This is a genomic window from Dietzia sp. 179-F 9C3 NHS, assembly GCF_045369825.1.
In the GTDB taxonomy this organism is placed as follows: domain Bacteria; phylum Actinomycetota; class Actinomycetes; order Mycobacteriales; family Mycobacteriaceae; genus Dietzia.
The window spans coordinates 319,678-346,081 of record NZ_JBIQES010000001.1 but is presented as its reverse complement, the minus strand read 5'-3'; the positions used below and the strand labels follow the sequence as shown (position 1 = coordinate 346,081).

The 26,404-nt window shown below is 69.3% G+C and carries 32 protein-coding genes; 1 reads left to right on the top strand and 31 read right to left on the bottom strand.

The genetic code is table 11. From position 1 onward, the window contains the following. Window positions 1-16: 16 nt before the first annotated feature. The 19 genes from rplR to rpsJ all read right to left on the bottom strand — a co-directional run bounded on the left by rplR (window position 17) and on the right by rpsJ (window position 10,671). A complete protein-coding gene (gene rplR / locus ACH0BZ_RS01670) occupies window positions 17-412 on the bottom strand; it encodes a 50S ribosomal protein L18 (RefSeq protein ID WP_406896147.1) in 396 nt (131 codons plus the stop codon). A gap of 2 nt (window positions 413-414) precedes the next feature. Next, window positions 415-951, bottom strand: coding sequence for a 50S ribosomal protein L6 (gene rplF / locus ACH0BZ_RS01665; protein ID WP_406896146.1), 537 nt, complete (start codon window positions 949-951; stop codon window positions 415-417). 11 nt (window positions 952-962) lie between these two features. Next, window positions 963-1,361 (bottom strand): 30S ribosomal protein S8, encoded by a 399-nt coding sequence (rpsH, locus tag ACH0BZ_RS01660; RefSeq protein ID WP_406896144.1) that lies wholly within the window; start codon window positions 1,359-1,361, stop codon window positions 963-965. Between the two features lie 270 nt (window positions 1,362-1,631). After that, a complete protein-coding gene (gene rplE, locus ACH0BZ_RS01655) occupies window positions 1,632-2,204 on the bottom strand; it encodes a 50S ribosomal protein L5 (RefSeq protein ID WP_406896143.1) in 573 nt (190 codons plus the stop codon). Window positions 2,205-2,207: 3 nt separating this feature from the next. Continuing rightward, complete coding sequence (gene rplX, locus ACH0BZ_RS01650) at window positions 2,208-2,522, bottom strand: 50S ribosomal protein L24 (protein ID WP_406896142.1); 315 nt, start codon at window positions 2,520-2,522, stop codon at window positions 2,208-2,210. A gap of 1 nt (window position 2,523) precedes the next feature. Continuing rightward, window positions 2,524-2,892 (bottom strand): 50S ribosomal protein L14, encoded by a 369-nt coding sequence (gene rplN, locus ACH0BZ_RS01645; protein ID WP_406896141.1) that lies wholly within the window; start codon window positions 2,890-2,892, stop codon window positions 2,524-2,526. 147 nt (window positions 2,893-3,039) lie between these two features. Then, window positions 3,040-3,636, bottom strand: coding sequence for a TetR/AcrR family transcriptional regulator (locus tag ACH0BZ_RS01640; protein WP_406896140.1), 597 nt, complete (start codon window positions 3,634-3,636; stop codon window positions 3,040-3,042). An 18-nt stretch (window positions 3,637-3,654) separates the two neighbouring features. Further along, on the bottom strand, window positions 3,655-5,073 hold the full coding sequence (locus ACH0BZ_RS01635) for an alpha/beta hydrolase-fold protein (protein WP_406896139.1): 1,419 nt from the start codon (window positions 5,071-5,073) through the stop codon (window positions 3,655-3,657). A gap of 219 nt (window positions 5,074-5,292) precedes the next feature. Further along, complete coding sequence (rpsQ, locus tag ACH0BZ_RS01630) at window positions 5,293-5,568, bottom strand: 30S ribosomal protein S17 (protein ID WP_406896138.1); 276 nt, start codon at window positions 5,566-5,568, stop codon at window positions 5,293-5,295. Between the two features lie 17 nt (window positions 5,569-5,585). Next, window positions 5,586-5,816 carry a 50S ribosomal protein L29 gene (gene rpmC / locus ACH0BZ_RS01625; RefSeq protein WP_406896136.1) on the bottom strand — a complete coding sequence of 77 codons (231 nt, stop codon included), beginning with the start codon at window positions 5,814-5,816 and terminating at the stop codon, window positions 5,586-5,588. Further along, complete coding sequence (gene rplP, locus ACH0BZ_RS01620) at window positions 5,816-6,232, bottom strand: 50S ribosomal protein L16 (RefSeq protein WP_406896134.1); 417 nt, start codon at window positions 6,230-6,232, stop codon at window positions 5,816-5,818. The genes rpmC and rplP overlap by 1 nt, the downstream gene beginning before the upstream one ends. 2 nt (window positions 6,233-6,234) lie before the next feature. After that, complete coding sequence (rpsC, locus tag ACH0BZ_RS01615) at window positions 6,235-7,050, bottom strand: 30S ribosomal protein S3 (RefSeq protein WP_406896133.1); 816 nt, start codon at window positions 7,048-7,050, stop codon at window positions 6,235-6,237. After that, the gene (gene rplV / locus ACH0BZ_RS01610; protein ID WP_406896132.1) at window positions 7,051-7,482 is read right to left on the bottom strand and encodes a 50S ribosomal protein L22; all 432 of its coding nucleotides are present in this window, start codon (window positions 7,480-7,482) and stop codon (window positions 7,051-7,053) included. Next, window positions 7,479-7,760, bottom strand: a complete 282-nt coding sequence (gene rpsS, locus ACH0BZ_RS01605) for a 30S ribosomal protein S19 (RefSeq protein ID WP_017838195.1) — start codon at window positions 7,758-7,760, stop codon at window positions 7,479-7,481. Before rpsS ends, rplV begins: the two co-directional genes overlap by 4 nt. A gap of 14 nt (window positions 7,761-7,774) precedes the next feature. Further along, window positions 7,775-8,611: a 50S ribosomal protein L2 gene (gene rplB, locus ACH0BZ_RS01600; RefSeq protein WP_406896130.1), complete on the bottom strand. Its 837-nt coding sequence runs from the start codon at window positions 8,609-8,611 to the stop codon at window positions 7,775-7,777. A gap of 31 nt (window positions 8,612-8,642) precedes the next feature. Next, entirely contained in the window at window positions 8,643-8,945 is a 303-nt protein-coding gene (rplW, locus tag ACH0BZ_RS01595; RefSeq protein WP_406896129.1) for a 50S ribosomal protein L23, read from the bottom strand. Beyond that, a complete protein-coding gene (gene rplD, locus ACH0BZ_RS01590) occupies window positions 8,942-9,634 on the bottom strand; it encodes a 50S ribosomal protein L4 (RefSeq protein WP_406896126.1) in 693 nt (230 codons plus the stop codon). The genes rplW and rplD overlap by 4 nt, the downstream gene beginning before the upstream one ends. Continuing rightward, complete coding sequence (rplC, locus tag ACH0BZ_RS01585; protein ID WP_406896124.1) at window positions 9,631-10,296, bottom strand: 50S ribosomal protein L3; 666 nt, start codon at window positions 10,294-10,296, stop codon at window positions 9,631-9,633. Before rplC ends, rplD begins: the two co-directional genes overlap by 4 nt. 69 nt (window positions 10,297-10,365) lie before the next feature. After that, a complete protein-coding gene (gene rpsJ, locus ACH0BZ_RS01580) occupies window positions 10,366-10,671 on the bottom strand; it encodes a 30S ribosomal protein S10 (protein ID WP_003938093.1) in 306 nt (101 codons plus the stop codon). 513 nt (window positions 10,672-11,184) lie between these two features. On the opposite strand from rpsJ, the gene ACH0BZ_RS01575 reads away from it, so the two are divergent. Continuing rightward, window positions 11,185-11,466: a hypothetical protein gene (locus ACH0BZ_RS01575; RefSeq protein ID WP_406896122.1), complete on the top strand. Its 282-nt coding sequence runs from the start codon at window positions 11,185-11,187 to the stop codon at window positions 11,464-11,466. Window positions 11,467-11,517: 51 nt separating this feature from the next. On the opposite strand, the gene ACH0BZ_RS01570 is transcribed toward ACH0BZ_RS01575, so the two are convergent. From ACH0BZ_RS01570 to ACH0BZ_RS01515, 12 genes are all read right to left on the bottom strand, one after another. Continuing rightward, complete coding sequence (locus ACH0BZ_RS01570; RefSeq protein WP_406896120.1) at window positions 11,518-12,336, bottom strand: hypothetical protein; 819 nt, start codon at window positions 12,334-12,336, stop codon at window positions 11,518-11,520. 186 nt (window positions 12,337-12,522) lie between these two features. After that, window positions 12,523-13,713, bottom strand: a complete 1,191-nt coding sequence (gene tuf, locus ACH0BZ_RS01565) for an elongation factor Tu (RefSeq protein WP_406896118.1) — start codon at window positions 13,711-13,713, stop codon at window positions 12,523-12,525. Between the two features lie 176 nt (window positions 13,714-13,889). Beyond that, complete coding sequence (gene fusA, locus ACH0BZ_RS01560) at window positions 13,890-16,001, bottom strand: elongation factor G (RefSeq protein ID WP_406896117.1); 2,112 nt, start codon at window positions 15,999-16,001, stop codon at window positions 13,890-13,892. Between the two features lie 203 nt (window positions 16,002-16,204). Continuing rightward, entirely contained in the window at window positions 16,205-16,675 is a 471-nt protein-coding gene (gene rpsG / locus ACH0BZ_RS01555) for a 30S ribosomal protein S7 (protein ID WP_406896115.1), read from the bottom strand. Next, window positions 16,675-17,046, bottom strand: a complete 372-nt coding sequence (rpsL, locus tag ACH0BZ_RS01550; RefSeq protein WP_406896114.1) for a 30S ribosomal protein S12 — start codon at window positions 17,044-17,046, stop codon at window positions 16,675-16,677. The genes rpsG and rpsL overlap by 1 nt, the downstream gene beginning before the upstream one ends. A 269-nt stretch (window positions 17,047-17,315) precedes the next feature. Further along, a complete protein-coding gene (locus tag ACH0BZ_RS01545; RefSeq protein WP_406896113.1) occupies window positions 17,316-17,939 on the bottom strand; it encodes a TetR family transcriptional regulator in 624 nt (207 codons plus the stop codon). A gap of 17 nt (window positions 17,940-17,956) precedes the next feature. Beyond that, on the bottom strand, window positions 17,957-19,090 hold the full coding sequence (locus ACH0BZ_RS01540) for an NDMA-dependent alcohol dehydrogenase (RefSeq protein ID WP_406896111.1): 1,134 nt from the start codon (window positions 19,088-19,090) through the stop codon (window positions 17,957-17,959). A 200-nt stretch (window positions 19,091-19,290) separates the two neighbouring features. Beyond that, the gene (locus ACH0BZ_RS01535; RefSeq protein WP_406896110.1) at window positions 19,291-20,079 is read right to left on the bottom strand and encodes an enoyl-CoA hydratase family protein; all 789 of its coding nucleotides are present in this window, start codon (window positions 20,077-20,079) and stop codon (window positions 19,291-19,293) included. Continuing rightward, a complete protein-coding gene (locus ACH0BZ_RS01530; RefSeq protein ID WP_406896109.1) occupies window positions 20,066-22,750 on the bottom strand; it encodes a DNA methyltransferase in 2,685 nt (894 codons plus the stop codon). The genes ACH0BZ_RS01535 and ACH0BZ_RS01530 overlap by 14 nt, the downstream gene beginning before the upstream one ends. A 52-nt stretch (window positions 22,751-22,802) precedes the next feature. Continuing rightward, window positions 22,803-23,069 (bottom strand): hypothetical protein, encoded by a 267-nt coding sequence (locus ACH0BZ_RS01525; protein ID WP_406896107.1) that lies wholly within the window; start codon window positions 23,067-23,069, stop codon window positions 22,803-22,805. A gap of 86 nt (window positions 23,070-23,155) precedes the next feature. Then, the gene (locus ACH0BZ_RS01520; RefSeq protein WP_406896106.1) at window positions 23,156-24,340 is read right to left on the bottom strand and encodes an acyl-CoA dehydrogenase family protein; all 1,185 of its coding nucleotides are present in this window, start codon (window positions 24,338-24,340) and stop codon (window positions 23,156-23,158) included. Between the two features lie 5 nt (window positions 24,341-24,345). Further along, complete coding sequence (locus ACH0BZ_RS01515; RefSeq protein ID WP_406896104.1) at window positions 24,346-26,400, bottom strand: biotin carboxylase N-terminal domain-containing protein; 2,055 nt, start codon at window positions 26,398-26,400, stop codon at window positions 24,346-24,348. Window positions 26,401-26,404 lie beyond the last annotated feature (4 nt).

Below are 26,404 nucleotides of genomic sequence, written 5' to 3'. Positions count from 1 at the left end.
GCAGTGATGTTGATCATCAGAACTCCAGCCCACCCTCGCGGGCGGCGTCGGCGAGCGACGCGATCCGGCCGTGGTAGCGGTTGCCGCCACGGTCGAACACGACGGCATCGATCCCGGCCGCCTTGGCGCGCTCGGCCAGGAGCTGGCCGACCTTCGCGCTGCGGGCCTTCTTGTCGCCCTCGACGGTGCGCACGTCGGCCTCGAGGGTCGAGGCCGAGGCCAGGGTGCGGCCGGCGAGGTCGTCGACGATCTGGGCGTGGATGTGCCGCGAGGACCGGTTGACCACCAGCCGCGGCCGCTCCGGGGTACCGGAGACCTTCTTGCGGAGCCGGGAATGACGCCGGGTGCGGCCGATGCGGCGCGCGGTCGAGGCGTCGGTGCCCAGCGGGGAACGCTTCTTGGTGCTGCTCATGATCACTTACCCGTCTTTCCGACCTTGCGACGGACCTGCTCGCCCGCGTATCGGATGCCCTTGCCCTTGTAGGGATCGTGCTTCCGCAGACGCTTGATGTTGGCGGCGATCTGGCCCACCTGCTGCTTGTCGATTCCGGAGATCGAGAACTTCGTGGCGCCGTCGACGGCGAACGTGATGCCCTCGGGGGCCTCGACGGGGACCGTGTGCGAGTAGCCCAGCGAGAACTCGAGGTCCTTACCCTTGGCCACGACGCGGTAACCGACGCCGAAGATCTCCATGTCCTGCTTGTAGCCCTCGGTCACGCCCACGACCATGTTGTTGACCAGCGAGCGGGTGAGGCCGTGCAGGCCACGGTTCTCGCGGTGGTCGTCGGGACGGGTCACCGAGATGGTGCCGTCGGACACCGCGACGGTGATGGGCGAGGGCATGTCCTGGGTGAGCTCACCCTTGGGGCCCTTGACGGTGACGGTCTGGCCGTCGACCTTGACGTCGACGCCGGACGGGACGGTGATCGGAGCCTTGCCGATACGAGACATTCTTCGCCCCCTTACCAGACGTAGGCGAGGACTTCCCCGCCCACCTTCTTGTTGGTGGCCTGGCGGTCCGTGAGCAGACCCTGGGACGTCGAGATGATCGCGACGCCCAGGCCGCCGAGGACCTTCGGCAGGTTGGTGGACTTGGCGTACACGCGCAGACCGGGCTTCGAGACGCGGCGGATGCCCTGGATGCTGCGCTGGCGCGACGGGCCGTACTTGAGATCGATGGCGAGCTTCTTGCCCACCTCGGCGTCCTCGATCGCGAAATCGGAGATGTAACCCTCCTGCTTGAGGATCGCCGCGATGTTGCCCTTGAGCTTGGAGTGCGGCATGGAGACGGTGTCGTGGTACGCCGAGTTGGCGTTACGCACACGCGTCAGCATGTCCGCGATGGGGTCGGTCATCGACATGGATGGACCATGTTCCTTTCTCGCAACGGTTCCCATGCAACACGGCGGACGGTCGGCCTTCTGGGCCGCCCATCACCGTCGTGGGCCTATCGCGAAGAGTGTCGTGTGTTCTCTTGTGTGGGTCTTCGACCTCCCGTGATCGGGAGGCCGGCGTCCCGCCGCGCGCTGTGTTCGTCCTTTGCGCACGACCAGACGGCTGGGCCGTCTGCCCGGCGCCGGGAACCCGGGGGTTCCCGGCGCGGACGGCCGGTCCGGCCGAAGACGCCCGGGTCAGTTCTCCTTGAAGGGGAACCCGAGGTGCTTGAGCAGCGCCCGACCCTCGTCGTCGTTGGTGGCCGTGGTGACCACCGTGATGTCCATGCCCCGCGGGCGGTCGACCTTGTCCACGTCGATCTCGTAGAACATGGTCTGCTCGTTGAGGCCGAACGTGTAGTTGCCGTGGCCGTCGAACTGCCTGCCCGAGAGGCCGCGGAAGTCGCGGATGCGCGGGAGCGCGACGGTCGTGAGGCGGTCGAGGAACTCCCACATGCGGTCGCCGCGCAGCGTGACGCGCGCGCCGATCGGCATGCCCTCACGCAGCTTGAACTGCGCGATGGACTTGCGGGCCCGGCGGACCTCCGGCTTCTGGCCGGTGATCAGCGTGAGGTCGTTGATGGCGCCGTTGATCAGCTTGGCGTCGCGGGCGGCGTCGCCGACGCCCATGTTGACGACGACCTTGACGACGCCCGGGATCTGCATGACGTTCTCGTACGAGAACTCGTCGTTCAGAGCCTTCTTGATCTCCGAGCGGTACCTGGCCTTGAGCCGCGGCTGGTAGTCGGCGGGAAGAGCGGTGTCGGTCATGGCTTACAGGTCCTTCCCGGTCTTACGCGAGACCCGGACGCGCTTACCGTTCTCGTCGGTGCGGATGCCGACGCGCGTCGGGGTGCCGTCGGCGTCGACGACCATCACGTTGGACACGTGGATGGGGGCCTCCTGCGTGACGATGCCGCCCGAGGAGGCGCCACGCTCGGCCGCGGAGTCGGCGGTGTGCTTCTTGATGCGGTTCACGCCCTCGACGAGGACCTTCTCCTGCGCCGGGAAGGCCTGGATGACCTTGCCCTTGGCGCCCTTGTCCTTGCCCGAGATGACGAGCACCGTGTCGCCCTTGTGGACCTTCATGTCAGAGCACCTCCGGAGCCAGCGAGACGATGCGCATGAACTTCTTGTCGCGCAGCTCGCGGCCGACGGGGCCGAAGATGCGCGTGCCACGCGGGTCGTTGTCGTTCTTGATGATGACGGCGGCGTTCTCGTCGAACTTGATGTACGAGCCGTCCGGCCGGCGGCGCTCCTTGGCGGTGCGCACGATGACGGCCTTGACGATCTCGCCCTTCTTGACGTTGCCGCCGGGGATGGCGTCCTTGACGGTGGCGACGACGATGTCGCCGACGCCCGCGTAACGACGCTTCGAGCCACCGAGGACACGGATGCAGAGGATCTCCTTGGCACCCGTGTTGTCGGCGACCTTGAGTCGCGACTCCTGCTGGATCATGGTTCTCCTGACCAGGCTGAAACTGATGTGCGCCGGATTCCGACCCGACGCACGCGGTCACGCCGCCCGGGCACGGTCATGGGACACGCCTGCTCGGGCAACTGGTCCAGTGTAGGGCGAGCGGGCGGCGCGACCCAAATCGACGGCTCAGCCGTCGCGGCGCATGAGCAGGGCGAGGATCTCGTGGATCTCGTCGACCTTCGGGACGGGAAGCGCCGAGCGTCCGTAGACGAACCCGATCCCCGCGTAGACGAGCAGTCCGGCGCGCACCCGCGCCTCCGGCTCGGAGAAGCCGAGTTCGACGAACGCCTCATGCACCACCCGGAGGATCCGCTGGTCGAGGTCTCGCACCGCGGCCGCCACCGACTCGTCGGCCCGGGCCCACTCGCGGACCGCGGCCTCCCCCTCGAAGGCGCGGGAGTCCACGAGCATCGCGGCCATGGTCTCGAGCCGCTCCTCGACCGGCATGGCCTCGACGGCGACGAGGCCGCGGGCCGCGTCGAGCTCCCGGGAGAAGTAGAGCCGCGCGATCGCGCTCATCAACGCATCGAAGTCGGCGAAGTGCCAGTAGAAGCTGCCCTTGGTGACCCCGAAGTCGGAGCACAGCCGGCTGATCTTGACGGCCTGCCGACCCTCGGTCATGAGCAGGTGCAGACCCGCGCGGGCCCAGTCGTCCGCGGAGAGCCGGCCGGGCCGAGGCGAGGCCTCGTCGGTCCCGCCGGGGCCCGTCGTCGCCTGGGTCATCTGCGCGGCGCAGGGTCGTCAGCTGCCGGAACCGCTGCCGCCGGTCGATCCGAGCGACCCGAGCGAGCCCGCGGACCCGAGCGGGCCGGCGCCACCGGCGCCGGCTGCCGCCCGAACAGGGGCCAGGACCGGCTCACCGAGGCCGGGGAGGATGTACTCGGTGGCATTGGTGATCCGGGGGATGAACACGGGCCAGTTGTGGATACCGGTGGGGTCGTAGTCCACCCGGTGCTCAATGCCCGCCTCCGTCAGCGAGTTCTCGAGTGCACGGGTGCACTCGTAGGAGCCCTTCTCCAGCAGGTGGCCGTCGGCCATGACGGTCGGGTTGGGCCCGAAGTGGAGGAGGTCGGTGCTCCCGATGAGCCCGGTGGCCGCGGACATGTACACTCGCTGCCCATCGAGCCCGCTCGGGTCGAGCACCGTGTCGTTCTCCCGCCACTGTTCCGAGCCGCGCGGGCCCCACAGGTTCTCGACATCCCCGCCCCGCGACTCCACCGTGAGCCGGGTGTTCTGGTATCCGAGGTCGTCCATGGTCGAGAAGCAGCCGCTCACCGCGCCCGCCCCGCCGAACATATCCGGGTGCTTGTTGGCCAGGCGCAGGGCCGGACCGCCGCCCATGGAGATGCCCACGACGCCGTAGCGGAGTGCCTTCGAGAACGGCACGGGCTCCACGGCCTCGACACCGGCTGTCTCTTCCTGCCCCTTCTCGAGGAGCGGGGGCAGCTCCTTGGTGAGGAAGGTCTCCCACTGGTTGGGCCCCAGGACGGGGTCGTCCTCGTTCCAGTCGGCCCACATCGAGGCGGGCGCACCGGTCGGGGCGACGACCGTCATGGCCTTGTCACGCAGGTTCGGCGAACCGAAACCCATCCCCCCGGACCATCCCGAAGGCTTCTCGGAGCCCACGCCGTCGAGAAAGTAGACGATGGGCGCGGCCGAGTACCGGCCGGGCGCGCGGTAGACCTCGACGCGCACCTCGCGCTGCATCGTCGCGGACGCCACTGTCCACACCTCGGCCCGGGCGAACTCCGGGTCGTTGTTGTCCGGGTACAGCGGCTCGACCCCGCGGACCTCCGTGGTCTTGATGGAGGTGTCGCGGGTGGCGACGGGTTCGCTCGGCGGGGCGGAACTGCCGGGGCGGTCGAACTCCCCCGACCCCGCGGCGTCGAGTGAACCGAGCACGCCGGCGAGCGGGACGGAGCCGCCGAGGTACGCGAGACCGGCGACACTGGCAGAGGGCAGGCCCGCCACGGCCGCGCGCGGGGCCTCCGCGATCGAGCCGGGGTCGGCCGACCCCGGGCCGGAGCCCTGGGCGCTGGCCGGCACCGAGCCTGCCAGGACGACGCCCAGCGAGGTGGCCACGACGACAGCCGCACGCTGGTACGGGCGCACGGCCTTGGACACGGCGGTACGGGCGGGGGCGGCGGGCTCAGAGTTCATGATGTCCTTCGTGGGGGCTGAGGAAATCCGGTGTCGCACCTGCAGGGGTAGGGCCGTGCCGACCCCGGATGAGAGTAGGCCATCTCGGGAGCAGGACGACCGGGGCGGGTTAAGCATACTCACACCTGCCCCAGAAACCACACCCGTCGAGCTCGCGGAAGACACCGTCGGCCCGGCCCCGTGGGACGGGGCCGGGCCGGGCGGGGGGCGGGGAGGGCCTTACTTGGCCTTCTCCAGGACCTCGACGAGGCGGTACCGCTTGGTGGCGGACAGCGGGCGGGTCTCCATGATCCGCACGCGGTCGCCGACACCGGCGGTGTTGGTCTCGTCGTGCGCCTTGACGCGCTCGGTACGACGCATGATCTTGCCGTACAGCGGGTGCTTCACGCGGTCCTCGAGCTCGACGACGATGGTCTTCTCCATCTTGTCGGACACGACGTACCCGATCCGCACCTTGCGGCTGTTGCGCTCGGTGTTCTCGGCAGCCTCGGTCACTGCGACATCCTTCTCACTCACTTGGCATCACCCGGCGCGACCGACAGCCCGAGCTCGCGCTCGCGCATGACGGTGTAAATGCGCGCGATGTCGTGACGCACGACCCGCAGGCGACGGTTGTTGGTCAGCTGACCCGTGGCCATCTGGAAGCGCAGGTTGAACAGCTCCTCCTTGGCCTCACGCAGGCGCGAGGTCAGAGCCTCGGCATCGAGCTCACGCAGCTCGGGGGCGGTGGTTCCACTGGCCATCAGAACTGCTCCTCCCGGGTGACGATGCGGGTCTTGCACGGGAGCTTGTGCTGCGCGCGGCGTAGGGCCTCACGTGCGGTCTCCTCGTTGGGGTACGACATCTCGAAGAGGATGCGACCCGGCTTGACGTTGGCGACCCACCACTCGACGGAGCCCTTACCGGAGCCCATGCGGACCTCGGCCGGCTTCTTGGTGAGGGGACGGTCCGGGTAGATGTTGATCCACACCTTGCCACCACGCTTGATATGGCGGTTGATGGCGATACGCGCGGACTCGATCTGCCGGTTGGTGACGTAGGCGGGCTCGAGGGCCTGGATGCCGTAGTCACCGAAGGTCACCTTGGTGCCACCCTTGGCGCCGCCCTTGCGGCTGGGGTGGTGCTGCTTGCGGTGCTTGACGCGCTTGGGGATCAGCATCGTCAGGCCTCCTTGTTCTCTGCGGGCGCCTCGGCCGTACCCGAGCCGGCGCGACCGGTCTCGGTGCTGGTGGCCGTGGTGCCCTGCGCGCCGGAGCGGCGCGGACGGCCGGCGCCACGCTCGCGGCGCGGGCCACGGTCCCCGCCACCGCGGTTGCTGGACTGGGCGTACTGGTCGGACTCGCGACGGCCGCCGACGACGTCGCCCTTGTAGATCCACACCTTGACGCCGATGCGACCGAAGGTCGTCTTGGCCTCGTAGGTGCCGTAGTCGATCTCGGCACGCAGCGTGTGGAGCGGGACGCGACCCTCGTGGTAGCGCTCCGAGCGGGACATCTCGGCACCGCCGAGACGGCCCGAGCAGACCACCTTGATGCCCTTGACCTGCGGCTGGCGCATAGCGGACTGGATGCCCTTGCGCATCGCGCGGCGGAATGCCACGCGGTTGCTGAGCTGCTCCGCGATGCCCTGGGCCACAAGCTGGGCGTCGGCCTCGGTGTTCTTGATCTCGAGGATGTTGAGGTGGACCTGCTTACCGGTGAGCTTCTCGAGCTCGAGGCGCAGGCGGTCGGCCTCAGCACCCCGGCGACCGATCACGATGCCGGGACGGGCGGTGTGGATGTCCACGTGGACCCGGTCCCGAGTCCGCGAGATGTCCACGCCGGAGATCCCGGCGCGCTCCATGCCCGTGGACAGGAGCTCACGGATCTTGATGTCCTCGGCGACGTAGTCCGCGTACTGCTTGTCGGCGTACCACTTGGACGTCCAGTCCGAGGTGATGCCGAGACGGAAGCCGTGCGGCTGGATCTTCTGTCCCATTTAGCGGGCACCTCCCTGGTTGCGACGGCCCCGGCCGGCGTTCCCGGCCTTCTCGGGCACGCTGGTGACCTCGACGGTGATGTGGCTGGTGCGCTTGCGCACGCGGAAGGCGCGGCCCTGCGCACGCGGACGGAACCGCTTGAGGGTCGGGCCCTCGTCCGCGTAGGCCGCCGACACGACGAGGGTCCGCGGATCCAGGTCGAGGTTGTTCTCGGCGTTGGCCATCGCGGAGGCCAGGACCTTGGCGACCGGCTCGCTGGCGGACTGCGGGGCGAACCGCAGGATGTCCAGCGCGGCCGCGGCGTCCTTGCCGCGGATGAGGTCGATCACGCGCCGCGCCTTCATGGGCGTGACACGGACGAACTTGGCGGTGGCGCGGGCGCTGAGCTGCTGCTCGGCCTGCGATGCGTTCTTCTGGGTATCAGTGCTCATCGACGCTTACTCTTCCGGTCGTCCTTGATGTGACCCTTGAACGTGCGCGTCGGCGCGAACTCGCCGAGCTTGTGACCCACCATCGAGTCGGACACGAACACGGGCACATGCTTGCGGCCGTCATGGACGGCGAACGTGTGACCGATGAAATCGGGCAGGATCGTCGAGCGACGCGACCAGGTCTTGATGACCTGATGGGTGCCCTTGTCGTTCTGCGCGTCCACCTTCGCGAGGAGGTGTTCGTCGACGAACGGACCCTTCTTGAGACTACGAGGCATCCTAGTTTCCCTCCTTAGCGCTTCTTACCGGTGCGACGGCGACGGACGATCATGCTGTCGCTCGCCTTGTTGGGCTTACGGGTGCGGCCTTCCTTCTGGCCCCACGGGCTGACCGGGTGGCGACCACCCGAGGTCTTGCCCTCGCCACCACCGTGCGGGTGGTCGACCGGGTTCATGACGACGCCACGGACGGTCGGGCGGACACCCTTCCACCGCATGCGGCCGGCCTTACCCCAGTTGATGTTGATCTGCTCGGCGTTGCCGACCTCGCCGATCGTGGCGCGGCAGCGCACGTCGACGCGGCGGATCTCACCCGACGGCATGCGGAGGGACGCGTAGGTGCCCTCCTTGCCAAGGAGCTGGATCCCCGAGCCGGCCGCGCGGGCCATCTTGGCGCCGCCGCCCGGGCGCAGCTCCACGGCGTGGACCATGGTGCCGGCCGGGATGTTGCGCAGCGGAAGGTTGTTGCCGACCTTGATGTCGGCGGTCGCGCCCGACTCCACCTTCATGCCCTGCCTGAGGTTGCGTGGGGCGATGATGTACCGCTTCTCGCCGTCCGCGTAGTGCAGGAGGGCGATGTTGGCGGTGCGGTTGGGGTCGTACTCGATGTGCGCGACGGTGGCGAGCACACCGTCCTTGTCGTTCCGACGGAAGTCGATGACACGGTACTGGCGCTTGTGGCCACCGCCCTTGTGGCGGGTGGTGATCCGGCCGTGGCCGTTGCGGCCGCCGGACTTGCTCAGCGGGCGCAGCAGCGACTTCTCCGGCGTCGAGCGGGTGATCTCGGCGAAGTCCGAGACGCTCGAGCCGCGACGACCGGGCGTCGTGGGCTTGTACTTGCGGATAGCCATGAGGTTCTCTCGTTCTTGACTCGTCCCGCCGTCAGGCGGTCAGACCCGGGATCTCGATGGGCTTGCTGTCGGCCGCGAGGGTCACGATGGCGCGCTTGGTGCTCTTGCGCTGACCGAAACCGGTGCGGGTGCGCTTGCGCTTGCCCTGGCGGTTGGCGGTGTTCACGGACTCCACCTTGACACCGAAGATCTCCTGCACGGCGATCTTGATCTGCGTCTTGTTGGCGTCCGGGGCCACCAGGAACGTGTACACGCCCTGCTCGAGCAGGCCGTAGGCCTTCTCGGAGACGACCGGGGCGAGGATCACGTCACGGGGATCGGCGACGGTGGTCACTTCTCGGCCTCCTTCTCAGCCTTGCCGGCGAACGCGCGCGCGGCCTGGTTCACGAACGCGTCCAGCGCCTCCACCGTGAACACGACGTCGTCGGCGTTGAGGACGTCGTAGGTGTTGAGCTGGTCGGGCGCGATCGGGTGGACGGTGTCCAGGTTGGCGACCGAGCGCCACGCGGCGACGTCCTCGCGACCCACCACGACGAGGAACTTCTTGCGCTCGGAGAGCGAGCCCAGGAAGTCACGCACCTTGGCGGTGGAGGGGGTCTGGCCCTCGACGACCTCCGTGACGACGTGGATCCGGTCGTTCGCCGCCCGGTCGGAGAGGGCGCCGCGGAGGGCGGCGGCCTTCATCTTCTTGGGCGTGCGCTGCGAGTAGTCGCGCGGCTTGGGTCCGTGGACCGTGCCGCCGCCGGTGTAGGCGGGAGCGCGGGTCGAGCCCTGGCGGGCGCGGCCGGTGCCCTTCTGGCGGAACGGCTTGCGACCACCGCCGCGGACCTCGCCGCGGGTCTTGGTCGAGTGGGTGCCCTGGCGCGCCGCGGCGAGCTGGGCCACGACGACCTGGTGCATCAGCGGGAGGTTGGGCTCGACGCCGAAGATCTCGGCGGGGAGCTCGACCGCCCCATCGGTGGAACCGGCGGGGGTCCGGACGTCCAGCTTGAGGTTCACGGTGTTCTCCGTAGTGCTGCTCATGCGTGCGCACCGCCCTTCACGGCGGAGCGGACCATCACGAGGCCGCCGTTGCGGCCCGGGACGGCGCCCTTGATGAGGAGGACGCCCTCCTCGGCGATGACCTTGTGGACCTTGAGGTTCATGGTGGTCACGCGCTCGTTGCCCATGCGGCCGGCCATGGCCTTGCCCTTGAAGACGCGGCCCGGGGTGGCGGCGCCACCGATCGAGCCCGGCTTGCGGTGGGTGGCCTGGTTACCGTGCGAGGCGCCCTGGCCGGCGAAGCCGTGACGCTTCATGGTGCCGGCGAAGCCCTTGCCCTTGGAGGTGCCGGTGACGTCGACGAACGCGCCGTCGTCGAACACGTCCGCGCCGAGCTCCTGGCCCAACTCGAAGCCGGCGGCCTGCTCGGCCGAGTCGAGGCGGATCTCCGCCACGTGGCGCCGCGGGGTCACGCCCGCCTTGGCGAACTGGCCCGCGACGGGCTTGGTGACCTTGCGGGGGTCGATCGCGCCGAACGCGATCTGCACGGCGTTGTAGCCGTCGGTCTCTTCGGTACGGATCCCGGTCACGACGCACGGCCCGGCCTTGATGACGGTCACCGGGACGACCCGGTTGTTCTCGTCGAAGACCTGGGTCATGCCGAGCTTGGCGCCCAGGATGCCCTTGATCTCGGTGTTACTCATCTGCTCACTGTCTCCGCTGCACTGTATTTGCTACGCGATTCGCTTGCCGGCCGCCGAGCGGCCCGAGGGTCACTGGATGTTGACGTCGACGCTGGCAGGCAGGTCGATACGCATGAGCGCGTCCACGGTCTTCGGCGTGGGATCGAGGATGTCGATCAGCCGCTTGTGGGTACGCATCTCGAAGTGCTCGCGCGAGTCCTTGTACTTGTGCGGCGAGCGGATGACGCAGTAGACGTTCTTCTCGGTGGGCAGCGGCACCGGGCCCACGACACGAGCGCCCGTACGGGTGACGGTCTCGACGATCTTGCGCGCCGAGGCGTCGATGGCCTCGTGGTCATAGGCCTTGAGCCGGATGCGGATCTTCTGTCCCGCCACTTCGTCCTCTTCTCCTCCCGCCCCTCGCGAGGGCGGCTGTCGTGAGCGCCCTCGCCGTGCGGGGAACGCTGCTGTGTTCGCTTGTCATTCGTGACACCGTCAACCAGGACCGGCCTGGCCGTGTGCATCGGTGCCCCGTCATGGCGGCCCCGGTGCGTGCACACGTCCGTGACACGCCTCGAGCCCTCCAGTGGACGTAGGTGCCGCACCTCGCGCAGGGCGAGAGGACGGCGGACCGATCCGCTGCCGCTGTTGATGTGTCACGACGCGCCCACGCGGTCGGGCGTGTCGCCCTCCCACTTCTCCGGCGGGTGATCGCTCACCCGCCACGGTCGTGCTCGCCCCGCCATCCCGAGGAGTGTGCCGTACGCTGGGACCTCAGGGAGATCCAGGCGCCCGGGCTCCTCGCCATGTCAGGGCAACCCGTTCAGTATGCCCCAGAGCCCCCGGCACCACAAAATCACCGGGTCATCCCCCGCCCACCGCCCTTCCCCGAGCCCCGAGGAGGCCCCCATGACGGGACCGCAGCGCCGTCGTCCCCCGCGAGACCCCGAGGCGTACAAGCGGGACCGCCGTCAGGCCGTCCTGCGGCACCACCCGGACAAGGGCGGGGACCCCGACGAGATGCTTCGCGCGCTCGAGGAGGTCGATCGGCGACACGGGGTGCTGCCCCGGATGAGCCCGGAGACGACCCCGTCGGCAGAGCAGGTCGCAGCCCTTGCCGTCACCGTCCTCGCCGGCGCCGCCGCCGTGGGCCTGTCGGTGGCCACGGCGCTGCTGGGCCGGCGGCGCTGACTCGCCGGAAGGGGGTGACGACGTCCCCGAACGCGTTTTCTCCCCCGGCCCTCACCCGTTGAGCCGCGTCGCCCCCTCGGGCGAGCCGCCGCGATGGAGGTTTTTTGCGAGGCAGCCGTCTCGGTCGAAGCCCTGGTCGCGGCACCAGCGCAGCGCCGTGTCCGGGTCGGAGAACGGCCGGGCCACGATCACCACGTACCAGTAGGGCTCCGAGTACACCGACCAGTCCCCCGAGCGCAGCATCGCGGCCTCGGGGAAGCGGTCCTGGTAGTCCTCGAAGGCCTCGACGATGTCGTCCTCCGTCCACTCGTCCGCCGCCGAGCCGGTACCGATCCGCATCGCACCGAGCTGCGGTACCCAGCGATCCTCGACGGCCTCCACCAGCGAGGCGCTCTCGGCAACCAGGTCGTCGAGTCGCTCTCCCCCTCCGCCGGTGGCCGGCGTCGTGGTCGTGGTCGTCCCGGTGTCCCCGGTGTTCGTGCCCCCGGCGCCGGGCTCGGTGGTCCAGCCCGGGTTGCCGGTGACCTCGTCGGCGGCGACGGTCCCCTCGTCGTCGGGCGAGCCGTTGAGCACCAGGACCGCGACGAGCCCCACCACCGCGAGCAACGCGATGACCGCGGCGCCCACCGCGATCCCCGCCGTCCCGCTGCCGCGCTCCGGCGCCCGCCGGGGCCCGGGGTCGGCCCACCATCCGTCGGCCTGCTGCGGCGGCTGGTGCAGCGGCGACTGCGCCCAGAGATCGGACTGCTGCGCCCAGGTGTCGGATGGCTCCGCCCAGGCGTCGGGGCTCTGCGCCCAGGTATCGGGCTGCTCGGACCAGGGGTCCGGTTCCGCACCCCAGGCCCGGGTCTCACGCCGGTCGTCGGCCATCGTCCGCCTCCTCCCCTCGTCGGTTCGCTCTCCGGAAGAATATCCTCACCGCGGCCGCCGGCGGCCGCCGACCGACCGGGGTCCCCCGGCCAGACGACAAGGCGCCGCCCCCGCCGTGACGAACACGGTGGGGGCGGCGCCTCGTGGCTGGTGCCCGATCCGGACTCGGCGCCCGGATCGCTCAGATCACTTGATGATCTTGGTGACCTGGCCGGCGCCGACGGTGCGGCCGCCCTCGCGGATGGCGAAGCGCAGGCCCTCGTCCATGGCGACCGGCTGGATGAGCTCGACGCTCATCTCGGTGTTGTCGCCCGGCATGACCATCTCGGTGCCCTCGGGGAGGGTCACGACGCCGGTCACGTCCGTGGTACGGAAGTAGAACTGCGGGCGGTAGTTGTTGAAGAACGGCGTGTGGCGGCCGCCCTCGTCCTTGGACAGGATGTACGCCTGGCCCTCGAACGTGGTGTGCGGGGTGTAGGCGCCCGGCTTGATGACGACCTGGCCGCGCTCGACCTCCTCGCGCTTGAGGCCACGGACGAGCAGACCCACGTTGTCGCCGGCCTCGCCGTAGTCGAGCAGCTTACGGAACATCTCGATGCCCGTGATGGTGGTCTTGGTGGCCTTGTCCTTGATGCCGATCAGCTCGACGTCCTCGTTGACGTTGATCTTACCGCGCTCGATACGGCCGGTGACGACGGTGCCGCGACCGGTGATGGTGAAGACGTCCTCGACGGGCATGAGGAAGTCCTTGTCCGTCTCGCGCTGCGGATCCGGGATCGAGTCGTCGCAGGCCTGCATGAGCTCGACGACCGACTTGACCCACTTCTCGTCGCCCTCGAGCGCCTTGAGCGCCGAGATGTGGACGACGGGGGCGTCCTCGTCGAAGTCCTGCGAGGCGAGGAGCTCACGCACCTCCATCTCGACGAGCTCGAGGATCTCCTCGTCGTCGACCATGTCGCACTTGTTCAGGGCGACGAGGATGTAGGGCACGCCGACCTGGCGGGCGAGCAGCACGTGCTCGCGGGTCTGCGGCATCGGGCCGTCGGTGGCGGCCACGACGAGGATCGCGCCGTCCATCTGGGCGGCACCGGTGATCATGTTCTTGATGTAGTCGGCGTGACCCGGGGCGTCGACGTGCGCGTAGTGGCGCTTCTCCGTCTGGTACTCGACGTGGGAGATGTTGATCGTGATACCACGAGCCTTCTCCTCCGGCGCCTTGTCGATCTCATCGAACGCGAAGGCGTCGTTGAGCTCCGGGTAGGTGTCCGCCAGGACCTTGGTGATGGCCGCGGTCGTGGTGGTCTTGCCATGGTCGACGTGACCGATGGTGCCGATGTTAACGTGCGGCTTCGTCCGCTCGAACTTCGCCTTCGCCACTTGATGTCCTCCTGGACTGGTCTGTCCCCACGGGTTGTGGGCACATTCGTGATGTGTGGGTGTTGATCTTACTCATCGTGCCGTGAGGCACGTCCGGCGGCCACCCGGAGGTTCGACCGTGCGCCGCCGGCCGCGGTACCGCCCCTCCCGCGTGGGGCGGGCGACACCACTACCGGTTACTCGCCGGTCGCCTTGGCGATGATCTCCTTGGAGACCGAGGCCGGGACCTCGGCGTAGTGGGAGAAGACCATCGAGTAGTTGGCCCGGCCCTGCGTCTTCGACCGGAGGTCGCCGACGTAGCCGAACATCTCGGACAGCGGCACGTGGGCCTTGACGACGCGGGCGCCGGAGCGCTCCTCCATCGCGTTGACCTGGCCGCGGCGGGAGTTGAGGTCGCCGATGACGTCGCCCATGTAGTCCTCCGGCGTGATGACCTCGACGGCCATGAGCGGCTCGAGGATCACGGGCTGGCACTGACGGGCGGCCTCCTTGAAGGCCATCGAGCCGGCGACCTTGAACGCCATCTCGGACGAGTCCACCTCGTGGTACGCGCCGTCCACGAGGGTGGCCTTGACGTTGACCATCGGGTAGCCGGCGAGGATGCCGTACTGCATGGCGTCCTGGATGCCCGCGTCCACGGAGGGGATGTACTCCTTGGGCACGCGGCCGCCGGTGACCTCGTCGCCGAAGGAATAGGTCTCGCCCTCCTCCACGGACTCCTGGTCCAGGGGCTCGAGGCGGATCTGCACCTTGGCGAACTGACCGGAGCCACCGGTCTGCTTCTTGTGGGTGTAGTCGTACTTGTCGACCTTGCCCTTGATGGTCTCGCGGTACGCGACCTGCGGCTTACCGACGTTGGCCTCGACCTTGAACTCGCGCTTCATGCGGTCCACCAGCACGTCGAGGTGGAGCTCGCCCATGCCGCCGATGACCGTCTGTCCGGTCTCCTCGTCCAGGCGCACGGTGAAGGTCGGGTCCTCCTCGGCGAGCTTCTGGATGGCGGTACCGAGCTTCTCCTGGTCGGCCTTGGTCTTGGGCTCGATGGAGACGTCGATGACCGGGTCCGGGAACGTCATGGACTCGAGCACGATCTGGTCGTTCGGGTCGCACAGGGTGTCACCGGTGGTGGTGTCCTTGAGCCCGATGAACGCGTAGATGTTGCCCGCCACGGCCTCGTCGACCGGGTTCTCCTTGTTGGCGTGCATCTGGAAGAGCTTGCCGACGCGCTCCTTCTTACCCTTGGTCGAGTTGGCGACCTGGGCGCCCGGCTCGACGCGGCCCGAGTAGACGCGGACAAAGGTGAGCTTGCCGAAGAACGGGTGCACCGCGATCTTGAACGCGAGCGCCGAGAACGGCTCGTCCTTGGCCGGCTTCCGCACCAGCTCGGTCTCCTCGTCCCCGACCTTGTGGCCGTGGACCTCGCCGATGTCGAGCGGGGTCGGGAGAAAGTCGATGACGGCGTCGAGCATGGGCTGGATGCCCTTGTTCTTGTACGCCGAGCCGCAGAGGACCGGGTAGATCTCGGAGTTGACCGTCATCTTGCGGATGGCGGTCTTGATCTCGTCGAGGGTCAGCTCCTCGCCGCCGAAGTACTTCTCCATGAGCTCTTCGCTGCTCTCGGCGACGGCCTCGAGGAGCTTCTCGCGGTACTCCTCGGCCTTCTCCCGGAGCTCGGCCGGGATGTCCTGGATCTGGGCCTCGGTGCCGATCTCGGTCTTGCCGGGCCAGACGTGGGCCTTCATCTCCAGCAGGTCCACGACGCCGTCGAACGCGTCCTCCGCGCCGATCGGCAGCTGGAGGACGAGCGGCTTGGCACCGAGCCGGTCGATGATGGTCTGGACGGTGTAGTAGAAGTCCGCGCCCAGCTTGTCCATCTTGTTGACAAAGCAGATGCGGGGGACGTCGTACTTCTCGGCCTGGCGCCACACCTGCTCGGACTGGGGCTCGACACCCTCCTTGCCGTCGAAGACGGCGACGGCGCCGTCGAGGACGCGGAGCGAGCGCTCGACCTCCACCGTGAAGTCGACGTGACCGGGGGTGTCGATGATGTTGATCTGGTTGTTGTCCCAGAAGCAGGTCACCGCGGCCGAGGTGATCGTGATGCCGCGCTCCTTCTCCTGCTCCATCCAGTCGGTCGTCGAGGCACCGTCGTGCGTCTCGCCGGCCTTGCGGTTGACACCCGTGTAGAACAGGATGCGCTCGGTCGTGGTGGTCTTACCGGCGTCGATGTGCGCCATGATGCCGATGTTGCGGACCTTGTTCAGGTCGGTCAGCACGTCCTGTGCCACGGAATCTCCCCGATCGTTCAGTCGTCAGGTGGCCCGTGCGGTCTTGTCTCGACCGTCCGAACCGGGTCGGTGTGTCGTGTCGTGGCCGGCCCCCGCCTGTGGGCGGGACGCAGACCCTTGGTCAATGATGCCACCAGCCGGTGGCGGGGACCCGGTACGGGGGGAGGTCGTCGCCGACCCCTACCCGACCGGGTCCGGCCGGGTCACCAGCGGTAGTGCGCGAACGCCCGGTTGGCCTCGGCCATCTTGTGGGTGTCCTCGCGGCGCTTGACCGCGGCACCCAGGCCGTTCGAGGCGTCGAGGATCTCGTTGGCGAGCCGCTCGATCATGCTCTTCTCGCGACGCTGACGCGAGAAGGTCACCAGCCAGCGCATGGCCAGCGTGGTGGCGCGACCCGGACGGACCTCGACCGGCACCTGGTAGGTGGCGCCACCGACGCGGCGGCTGCGCACCTCGAGGGCGGGACGGACGTTGTCCAGGGCCTTCTTGAGCGTGATGACCGGGTCGGTGCCGGTCTTCTCGCGGCAGATCTCCAGGGCCGAGTAGACGATGCGCTCGGCGGTCGTCTTCTTGCCGTCCAGGAGGATCTTGTTGACGAGCTGCGTCACCAGCGGCGACCCGTAGACCGGATCGCTGATGAGCTGGCGCTTGGGGGCGGGACCCTTACGAGGCATTACTTCTCCTTCTTGGCGCCGTAGCGGGAGCGGGCCTGCTTGCGGTCCTTGACGCCCTGCGTGTCGAGCGAGCCGCGGATGATCTTGTACCGGACACCCGGAAGGTCCTTCACACGACCGCCACGGACGAGCACCATCGAGTGCTCCTGGAGGTTGTGGCCCTCACCGGGGATGTAGGCCGAGACCTCGACGCCACTCGTCAGGCGCACACGGGCGACCTTCCGGAGCGCGGAGTTCGGCTTCTTGGGGGTCGTGGTGTACACACGCGTGCACACGCCACGACGCTGCGGCGAGCCCTTGAGGGCGGCCGTCGACGTCGCCGACTTCTTGTCAGTGCGGCCCTTGCGGACCAGCTGGTTAATGGTTGGCATGAACCGACTTTCTCTAGCTGGCGGCCTCCGGGCGGCGACCACCGGTCACTGGGACGTTGCGTCTGTACTGTCGTCTCGCGCTCCCGCCGGGCCTGGCCCCCGGGTCCCACCTGCGAATTCTCTGTCCGCTCGGGCGCATGGGTGACCTCGTCAGCCGCTCTCGCTGGCCTACGGGGCACGATCCTCCAGCTCGCATACTGCGAGCACGATGGTCAAGCCTAACCGCCGCCGGGCCAGGCGGTCAAAACAGGCCCCGGGTGCCGGCCGCCTCACCCGCGGGTGCCGGCCCGGCGGATCACGTCGTCGAGCATCCCGGCCCACGCCGCGACGATCTTCTCGCGACGCGCCGCGTCGTCGGAGAGCACGTCCGTGAGCCCCAGGCCGCGAGCCAGGTCGAGGGTGATCTGCAGCGCGCGGCGCACACGGACGTCGTCCGGGTCCACGCCCAGGGAGTCGGCGGAGATGGTGAGCACCTCGCGGGACATGCGGGCTTCCAGCGGGAGCACGCGGTCGCGCAGCGCCGGATCGGAGGCCGCCGCGGTCCACACGTGCAGCGCGGCCTTGAACAGGTCCGAGGTGTAGTGCTCCACGATGAGCCGGGCCACCGCGAGTGTCCGCTCGGGCCCGGGCTCCGGGAGGTCGACACCGCCGGCACGGACCTGCCCCAGGCGCTGCTCGATCATGTGCTCGAGCGCCGCGGTGATGAGGTCCTCGCGGGTCGGGAAGTGGTGCTGGGCGGCGCCGCGGGAGACGCCGGCGGCGGCGGCCACCGCGCCCACGGTGGTCGCCGCCCAGCCCTGCGTGGCGAGAAGGTCGATGGAGGCCGCGAGCAGCCGCTCACGCGTGAGCCGGCTGCGGTCCTGCTTGGGAGCACGTTGCTCGGGTGCCGCCATGTGGCCTCCTCATCGGGTCACCAGTCGTTCTCGTCGTAGATGATCACACCGCGCAGGTTCTTGCCGTCGCGCATGTCCTGGTAGCCCTGGTTGATGTCCTCGAGCTTGTACGTCTTCGTGATGAGCTCGTCCAGCTTGAGGTTGCCCGCACGGTACTGGTGGAGCAGGTGCGGGATCTGCTTACGCGGGCCGGTCCCGCCGAAGATGGCGCCTTGCAGCGTCTTCTGCTGCATCGCCAGGTCGAGGATGGAGATCTGGGCGTCCACGGCCATCATGTCGCCCAGGCCCACCACGACGCAGCGGCGCCCCTTGCCGGTGAGCAGCAGGCCCGGCAGGAGATCCTTGCCTTCCACGACGCCCATGGTGAGGACGACGAGGTCGGCCATCCGCCCCCAGCTGATCTCCCCGACGATGCCCATGGCCTCATCCATGGACGCGCACGTGTGGGTGGCGCCGAACTCCATCGCCTTCTCGCGCTTGAACTCGATCGGGTCCACCGCCACGATGGCGCGGGCGCCGGCCGCGGCCGCGCCCTGCACCGAGTTGATGCCGATACCACCGATGCCCACCACCACCACGACGTCGCCCTCGGAGGCGCCGCCGATCTCGGTGGCCGAGCCCCAGCCGGTGCACACGCCGCAGCCGAGCAGCGCGGCCTTGTCGAGCGGGATGTCCTTTTCGATCTTGATGACCGACGACTGGTGCACGGTGACGTGCGGGGCGAAGGTACCGAGCACGCACATGGTGGCCACGCCCTCGCCGTCGGGCAGCCGAACGCGGAAGTCGCCGTCGCTGATCGCCTTGCCGGACAGCAGCCCGGCACCGTTGTCGCAGAGGTTCTGTAGGCCTTCCGAGCACGGCGGGCAGGTGCCGCAGGCGGGGATGAAGGCCAGGACGACGTGGTCGCCCTCCTCGAGGCCGATGACGCCCTCCCCGACCTTGGTGATCACGCCTGCACCCTCGTGCCCTCCCATGATCGGGTAGGACTCGAACTGCAGGTCGCCGGTGAGCAGGTGCTCGTCGGAGTGGCAGAGTCCGGAGGCGGCCAGCTTGACCTGGACTTCACCGGCCCTGGGATCGTCGATGTCCACCTCGACGATCTCCCAGCCGTCCTGCTTGGGCTCGCGGATGATGGCGGCCTTGGTACGCATTCTCGTGCTCCTCGCTTCAGCGGATCCGGTGAGAACCGGGTGCGATGTGGTCCTGATCACATATCAGTGCCACCGCATACGGTAGCCGTCCCGGGGTGTCTCGGCGGCACCTCCGGCGGATAGCCTCGCGGCACGGTCCTGCTCCTCGTCCTCGGATGCGTGGTGGTGGTCGGGGCGATGGTGCAGCGGGCCTCTGGGACCTACGCCGTCGCCCAGGACGGCGGGCGACGTTCGAGGAAGGCGGTCATCCCCTCGGCCACCTCCGGGGTGGTGAACAACCTCGCCGTCACACCCGCCAGCTCGTCCCCGCGGGCGTCGAGCTCGGCGAGCAGCGGCGCCGCGAGGAGCGCCTTGTTCTCCGTGAGCCCCTGGGGCGAGCAGGGCCGGAAGGCCTCGACGAGCTCGCCCACGGCCGCCGTGAGGTCGTCCACGGCGGCGGTGAGCACGCCGATCTCCGCGGCCCGGGCCGCGTCGATCTTCTCGCCGGTGAGCAGGAGCAGGGACAGCGCCCGGGCCTCGACCCGCGCGGCGAGGGGCACGGAGACCATCGCGGCGGCCAGGCCGAGTCGCACCTCGGTGAGGGCGAACGACGACGAGGGTCCCGCCAGCGCCAGATCGCAGGACGCGACCAGGCCCATCCCGCCCGCGCGGACGTGGCCGTCCACGGCCGCGATCACCGGCTTGGGGTGCGCGACGATCGCCCGGAGCAGGCCCAGGAAGACGCGGGTCCGCTGCGCGGCCTGCTCCTCCGGGCTGCCGGTGCTCGCGGACGCCTCGGACAGGTCCGCGCCGGCGCAGAACGTGCCGCCGGTGTGGCCCAGCACCACGACGCGCGCGGTGTCGTCGGTCGCCGCCCGCTCGAGCGCCGCGAGCAGCTGCTCGACGAGCGCCGTGGAGATGGCGTTGCGGTTGTGCGGGGAGTCCAGCGTGACGTACGCGGCGCCGCCGCGGGACTCGTACCGGACGATCTCGGCGTCAGAAGGGGTCATAGTCGCGTTCTCCTTGGCTGATCTTTCTGTTGAGGTCGAGGAGGCGCCGGACGAGCTCGTCGTGGTCCTGCGCGATCGAGGCCGGCCACCGGTAACAGGCGGCGACGGCCACGTCGAGCTTCTTGTGGAGGGTCTTCAGTTCCGCGAAGGCGCCCTCGTCGACGAGGTTGTAGAGCTCGGTGAGACCGATCTGCCGCTCCGTGCAGATGCGAGTGCGCTCGGCGAGCATGGCGCGGCCGGCGGCGGCGACCGCCTCCCGCTGGGCTTCGGTCATCCGGTCCGGCCAGGGGAATGTCTGGTAAGACGACGTGGGGGTGTATCGGAGCCGGGTTTCAAGGGTCGACGAGCGGAACCACGCCCACGCGACGTGGGCGCTCGACTGGAGGACTCCCATCGAGAAGTCGTCGTCGAAGGCGAAGGCGATGATCGCGTTGCTCGGAAGCCAGTCCTTCTCCGCCCACGCCATCGCGAATCGCTTTGCGTGAATCGCGATCACCGGGAACCGGGAAAGTGGCGCCAGCGCGGCCCGCATCGCCGGTCGTGGCTCCACGAATCGCCACCAGTACTTCCGATAGGAGGCTCGGTTATTCGACTCTCGTTCGGGGCGGACCTTTTCCCTTACCACCGCTAAAGGGCCGCCATACTGAAGTGCGTCTTCAAGCGCCAGAACTCCGAAATCGATCGTCCATCGGGTCGGCTCTTGATTCCATTCTTCAGTGATGTCGTTCGCGGTCATCGACCGCTTCACGACACTGCGGTTCTCGTAATGCTCTCCGACGAACTCCGATGCCTTCTCCGCCGACACGAGAAACCCTGCGTTACCAGGGGTCGCCCCTTGAAAGCTCTTACCCTTGTTCGCCGTCAGTTTGACAGGCTCCCAGCCCATGACCGGCCCGAGGCTCGTCGAGATCCCCTCGACCTCTTCGCCGTCGAGGATGAACTGCTCGGGCTGCTCCCCCTTCACCCAGTTCACCAGGGATACGTGGACCTTGGCCTCCCCCGGCCACTTCTGGCTTGAGACGGCGTCCGTGATCACACCGCCGTTGTCAGCGATGTACTGGAGTGAGGCCGCCCGGCCCTTGTTCTGTGCGACGGAATTGGTGCCGACCAAGCCCGCACGCTGCCCCACCTTCAAATGATCCTGCGCGATCCGGAACCAGTACGTGCACAGATCCTTGACCCCGACGCCGAACTGCGTCTTGAGCCACTCCGTGTACTGGTCACCGAGGCTCGCCCGGACACGCTGTGACCCCATGAACGGCGGATTGCCGATGATGCAGTCGGTCTCCGGCCACGGCGTCCGCAGGGCGTCGGCGTGCTGGATCCCCGGCAGACCGACCAGGGGCAGCGGGTCCTCGGCGGGGCCGAAGCGGTCGATCATCTGCCGCTGCCCCATCCACAGGGTGACCCGGGTGATGAGCACGGAGACCCGCTCGATCTCCAGCCCGAGGAGATTGGTCACCGGATAGAACGGCCGGGGGCCGGCGGGAGCCGGCAGGCCGGTCTCCGAGGCGAGGTCGTCGATCCGACGATTGAGCTCCGATTCCAGCCCGCGCAGCTCGCGGTAGGCGATGTAGAGGAAGTTGCCGCAGCCACAGGCCGGGTCGAGTACACGGAAGGCGCACAGTTCGTCGAGAAGATCGGCCGCCTCCTGCGGGCTCGTCGCGGCGTCGATGCGCTCCTGCCACGGCCGCACGATGGTGGGGCCGACGATCTTCATGATGTCGGCCTCGTGCGTGTAGTGCGCGCCGCGCTCCCAGCGCTTCTCCTGCCCGATCACCAGCTCCATGAGCGAGCCGAAAATGGTCGGGTCGACCTTGCTCCAGTCCGACGCGCTGGCCTTGGCGAACAACTCCAGCTCGGCCGCGTTCAGCTCGACCTCGGCCGGTTGCGCGAACAGCTCGCCGTTGACGTACGCGGTGCCGGCCAGCAGCCCCTTGCGGTTGTGCTTGCCCTTCTGGTTGAGCACCCGGAACAGGTAGCCCAGCTCGGCAGCCGAGTTCCGGGACGGATCCTTGCGCAGGAGCTCCACGGTGTTCTGGAAGGGCGACCCGTGAAGCAACCCCAGGTCCTCGGCGAACATCGTCCACACGGACTGCATGACGAAACGCTGGATCTCACTCGACGGCGCAGCGCGGCGGTCCGCCATCGAGTGGTAGGCCTCGGCGACCCACGCCGCCGTCCGCGTGGTGAGCTCCTTGTGGTGCTCGAGGAAGCTCGGAACCTGGTCCTCGCCCTGCAGGAACGACAGGGCTTCGAGGCGCTGCGGTAGTTCACCCAGCGAGAACCGGATCCGCGGTGACTTGGGGTACCGCCCCGGCTCCCACACCTCGAACTCACGGAAGTTGCAGATCACCACCCAGCGCGCCGCCGGAGTGTCGTCCGTCGACGACTCCTCCCAGTACGCCTTGACCTGCTCGCGGGCGGTCTCCACCGAGACGTGCGGAGCCTTCATCTCGATGATGCAGACCCCCGGCCAGTGCAGGTCCAGGAAGCCCGCGGTGGAGATGAAGTCCTCCAGGCGCGCCCCCACCTCGACCCGGTCGGTTCCGTACGCACGGAACAGTTCGGTCAGGAAGGTCTGGGCCTCGCCCTTCTCACTCCCGGTGTAGTCCTTCCACCGCTCGACGAACCCCTCGAGCGCTTCCTGGATCTCCTGGCCACTCCGCATGGCCCTCACCCTGACACGCCGGTCGGACACCGGGTGGTGCCCCACCGCACGGTCAGAGGAGCCGCGGCGAGTCCGGGTCGGCGTAGAGGGTGTCCCACTCCAGACGCTTGCGCACCGAGGTGAGGGAGTCCACCGTCTGCTGCAGCGCGAGCGTGGTGTTCCGCTCCGACGGCGTGTCCCCGAGCGTTTTGAGCGCCTTGCGGGCGCGCTTGACCGCGTCCTCGATGCACAGCAGGACGTCCGAGACGTCGGTCATGGCCTCCTCGTGGAGGAACTGCTCGTCGGACCGCAGGTCGTGAGCAGGCTTGGTCCTGGCCATGGCACACCTCGTCGTCGTGAGCGTCGTCGTCAGTCTTCCCGGGTGGGCACATCCTACCGGCAGTCACCGACAGTCCCCGCCGGCCCTCAGTAGCTCTTGGGCAGGCCCAGCGAATGCTGGGCCACGTAGTTGAGGATCATCTCGCGGCTCACCGGCGCGATCCGCGGCAGGCGCGAGGCGGCGAGCATGCCCGCGAGCCCGTACTCCACCGACAGGCCGTTGCCGCCGAGCGTCTGGATGGCCTGGTCCACGGTCCGCGCGGAAACCTCCCCCGAGGCGTACTTGGCCATATTGGCGGCCTCGCCGGCGAGGTCGTCGAGCCCGGCGTCCACGAGGGCCGCGGCCTTGCGCATCATGAGCCGTGCCAGCTCGAGCTCGATCTTGCACTGCGCGAGCGGGTGCGACACGCCCTGGTGGGCGCCGATCGGGGTCTTCCACACCTGCCGCTCGTTGGCGTACGTCGTGGCCCGGTTCAGCGCGAAGCGGGCGGTGCCGCACGCCATGCCCGAGGCCATGATCCGCTCGGGGTTGAGGCCGGCGAAGAGCATGAGCAGCGCCGTGTCGCCGTCGCCGATGAGCGCCTCGGCGGGCAGCCGGACGTCGTCGAAGTACAGCTGGAACTGCCGCTCGGGCGTGCGCACCTCGGTGGGGATGTGCGTGGCCTCCAGGCCCGGCGCGTCGGTGGGAACCATGAACAGCGCCGGCTCGAGCCGCCCGCTGTTCGAGCCCTCGAGGCGGGCCACCACGAGGATGGCGTCCGCCTGGTCCACGCCCGAGATGTACGTCTTCTGGCCCTTGAGCAGGAAGTCGGAGCCGTCGCGGCGGGCGGTGGTGGTGATGGCGTGCGAGTTGGAGCCGGCGTCGGGCTCGGTGATCGCGAACGAGGTGATGGTCTCGCCCGACGCGATGCCGGGCAGCCACCGCTTCTTCTGCTCCTCGGTGCCGAAGCGCGAGATGATCGTGCCGTTGATGGCCGGCGAGACCACCATCATGAGCAGCCCGGCGCCCGCGGCGGAGAGCTCCTCCTCGACGATCGCGAGCTCGGTCATTCCGGCCCCACCGCCGCCGTACTCCTCGGGCAGGTTCACACCGAGCAGGCCGAGGCGGCCCGCCTCGGTCCACAGCTCGTCGGTGGTCTCCCCCGCGTCGGACTTCTCGCGCATGTACTCGATGCCGTAGCGCGAGCCGAGGTCGTAGGCGACCGTGCGGAGCTGGGCCTGCTCGTCGGTGTCGACGACCGGGTTGGGGATCTGGCTGGGGTCGGGGGTCATCGGTGTCACTCCTGCGCGGCGTTGTCGGGATCGGTATCGGTATCGGGTTCGGAGACGACGGCGAGGACCGCGCCGGAGGCCACCTGGTCGCCCACGGCGACGGGCAGCTCGGTGACGACCCCGTCCACGGCCGCGGCGATGGTGTGCTCCATCTTCATGGCCTCCATCCACAGCAGCGGCTGGCCGGCGGTCACGGTGTCGCCCACCTCCACCGCGACGCGGATGACCGCGCCGGGCATCGGGGCGAGCAGTGAGCCGGCGGCCACCTCGGCGGCCGGGTCGGTGTAGCGGGGCGGCTCGGTGAGCGAGACCGGGCCCAGCGGCGAGTCCACCTCGACCACGGTGTCGGCGCCGGGCACCGGGTACCGGGACACCCGGAGGGCCCGGCGCACGCCGCGGACGGAGAAGACGGCCGCGTCCGGGCCCACCTCCTCGACGGTCACCACGTCGGCCAGCTCGCCGTCGGGGCTCGCCCCGGAGCGGCTACGCACGTAGGCCACCTCGAGCTCGTCGGAGCCGGAGCGGTAGGTCCGCTTCTGGAGCGTGCGGCCGACGTTGCGGAAGCCCGGCCGGGCGCGCGGGACCGGGCCGGCCGCGTGCTCGGCGGTCCCCGAGACCAGGGCCGCCGCCAGGGCGGAGATCGCCGTGGCCTCGGCGTCGGCGAGCGGGGCCGCCAGGGCCGGGCCGTCCGGGGCGTCCTCGCCGCCGTGCTCGTCGAGGAAGGCCGTCGAGAGGTTGCCGGCCACGAACTCCGGGTGCCGCAGCACGCGCACGAGTTGGGCGCGGTTGGTGATGAGGCCGTGAACCTCGGCGCGGGCCAGGGCGCCGGCGAGCGAGGCGCACGCCTCGGCGCGGGTACGTCCGTAGGAGATGACCTTGGCGAGCATCGGGTCGTAGTGCACGCCGATCTCCGCGCCCGTCTCGCCCGGCTCGAAGCCGCTGTCCAGCCGGATCCCCGGCCGGTGCGGGCCCTCGAACCGGGAGACCACGCCCGGCACCTCGAGCGACCACAGCGTCCCCGAGCCGGGCGTGTAGTCGTTGGCAGGATCCTCGGCGTAGAGGCGCGCCTCGATCGACCAGCCGTGGGCGGCCGGCGGCTCGGCCGAGGGCAGCGGCAGGCCGGCCGCCACGTCGAGCTGCAACGCCACCAGGTCCAGGCCGGTGGTGGCCTCGGTGACGGGGTGCTCCACCTGGAGACGGGTGTTCATCTCGAGGAAGAAGAACTCGCCGGCATCCGTCGCGAGGAACTCCACGGTGCCGGCACCGGTGTAGCCGATCGCGGCCGCGGCGTCGCGGGCCGCGGTGTAGAGCTTCTCCCGCATCCCGGGCGTGCGCTCGACGAGCGGGCTCGGCGCCTCCTCGATGACCTTCTGGTGGCGACGCTGGATGGAGCACTCACGCTCCCCCACCGCCCACACGGTGCCGTGGGCGTCGGCCATCACCTGGACCTCGATGTGGCGGCCTCGTTCGAGGTAGCGCTCGCAGAACACGGCGTCGTCGCCGAAGGCCGAGAGCGCCTCGCGCTTCGCGGCCGCGATCTCGCCCTCCAGGGCGTCGAGCGTGCGGACGACGCGCATGCCGCGCCCGCCGCCGCCGGCGGAGGCCTTGACGAGCACCGGGAGCATGTCCTCGGTGACGTCGCCGGGCTCGAGGTCGGTGAGCATCGGGACGCCCGCGGCGGCCATCATCTTCTTGGCCTCGATCTTGGAACCCATGGCGTCGATCGCCGCGGGCGGCGGGCCCACCCAGGTCAGGCCGGCGTCGATGACGGCGCGGGCGAAGCCGGCGTTCTCGGACAGGAAGCCGTAGCCGGGGTGGATCGCGTCGGCGCCGGCGGCGCGGGCGGCCTCGATGACGGCCTCGCCCTGCAGGTACGTCTCGGCCGGGGTGTTGCCCGGCAGCCGGACGGCCGCGTCGGCCTCCCGCGCGTGGGGGGCGTCGGAGTCGGCGTCGGAGTACACGGCGACGGTGGTCATGCCCAGGGACCGGGCGGTGTGGTGGACGCGCCGGGCGATCTCGCCGCGGTTGGCCACCAGGACAGAGGTGATCTGCGTGGTCATGGTC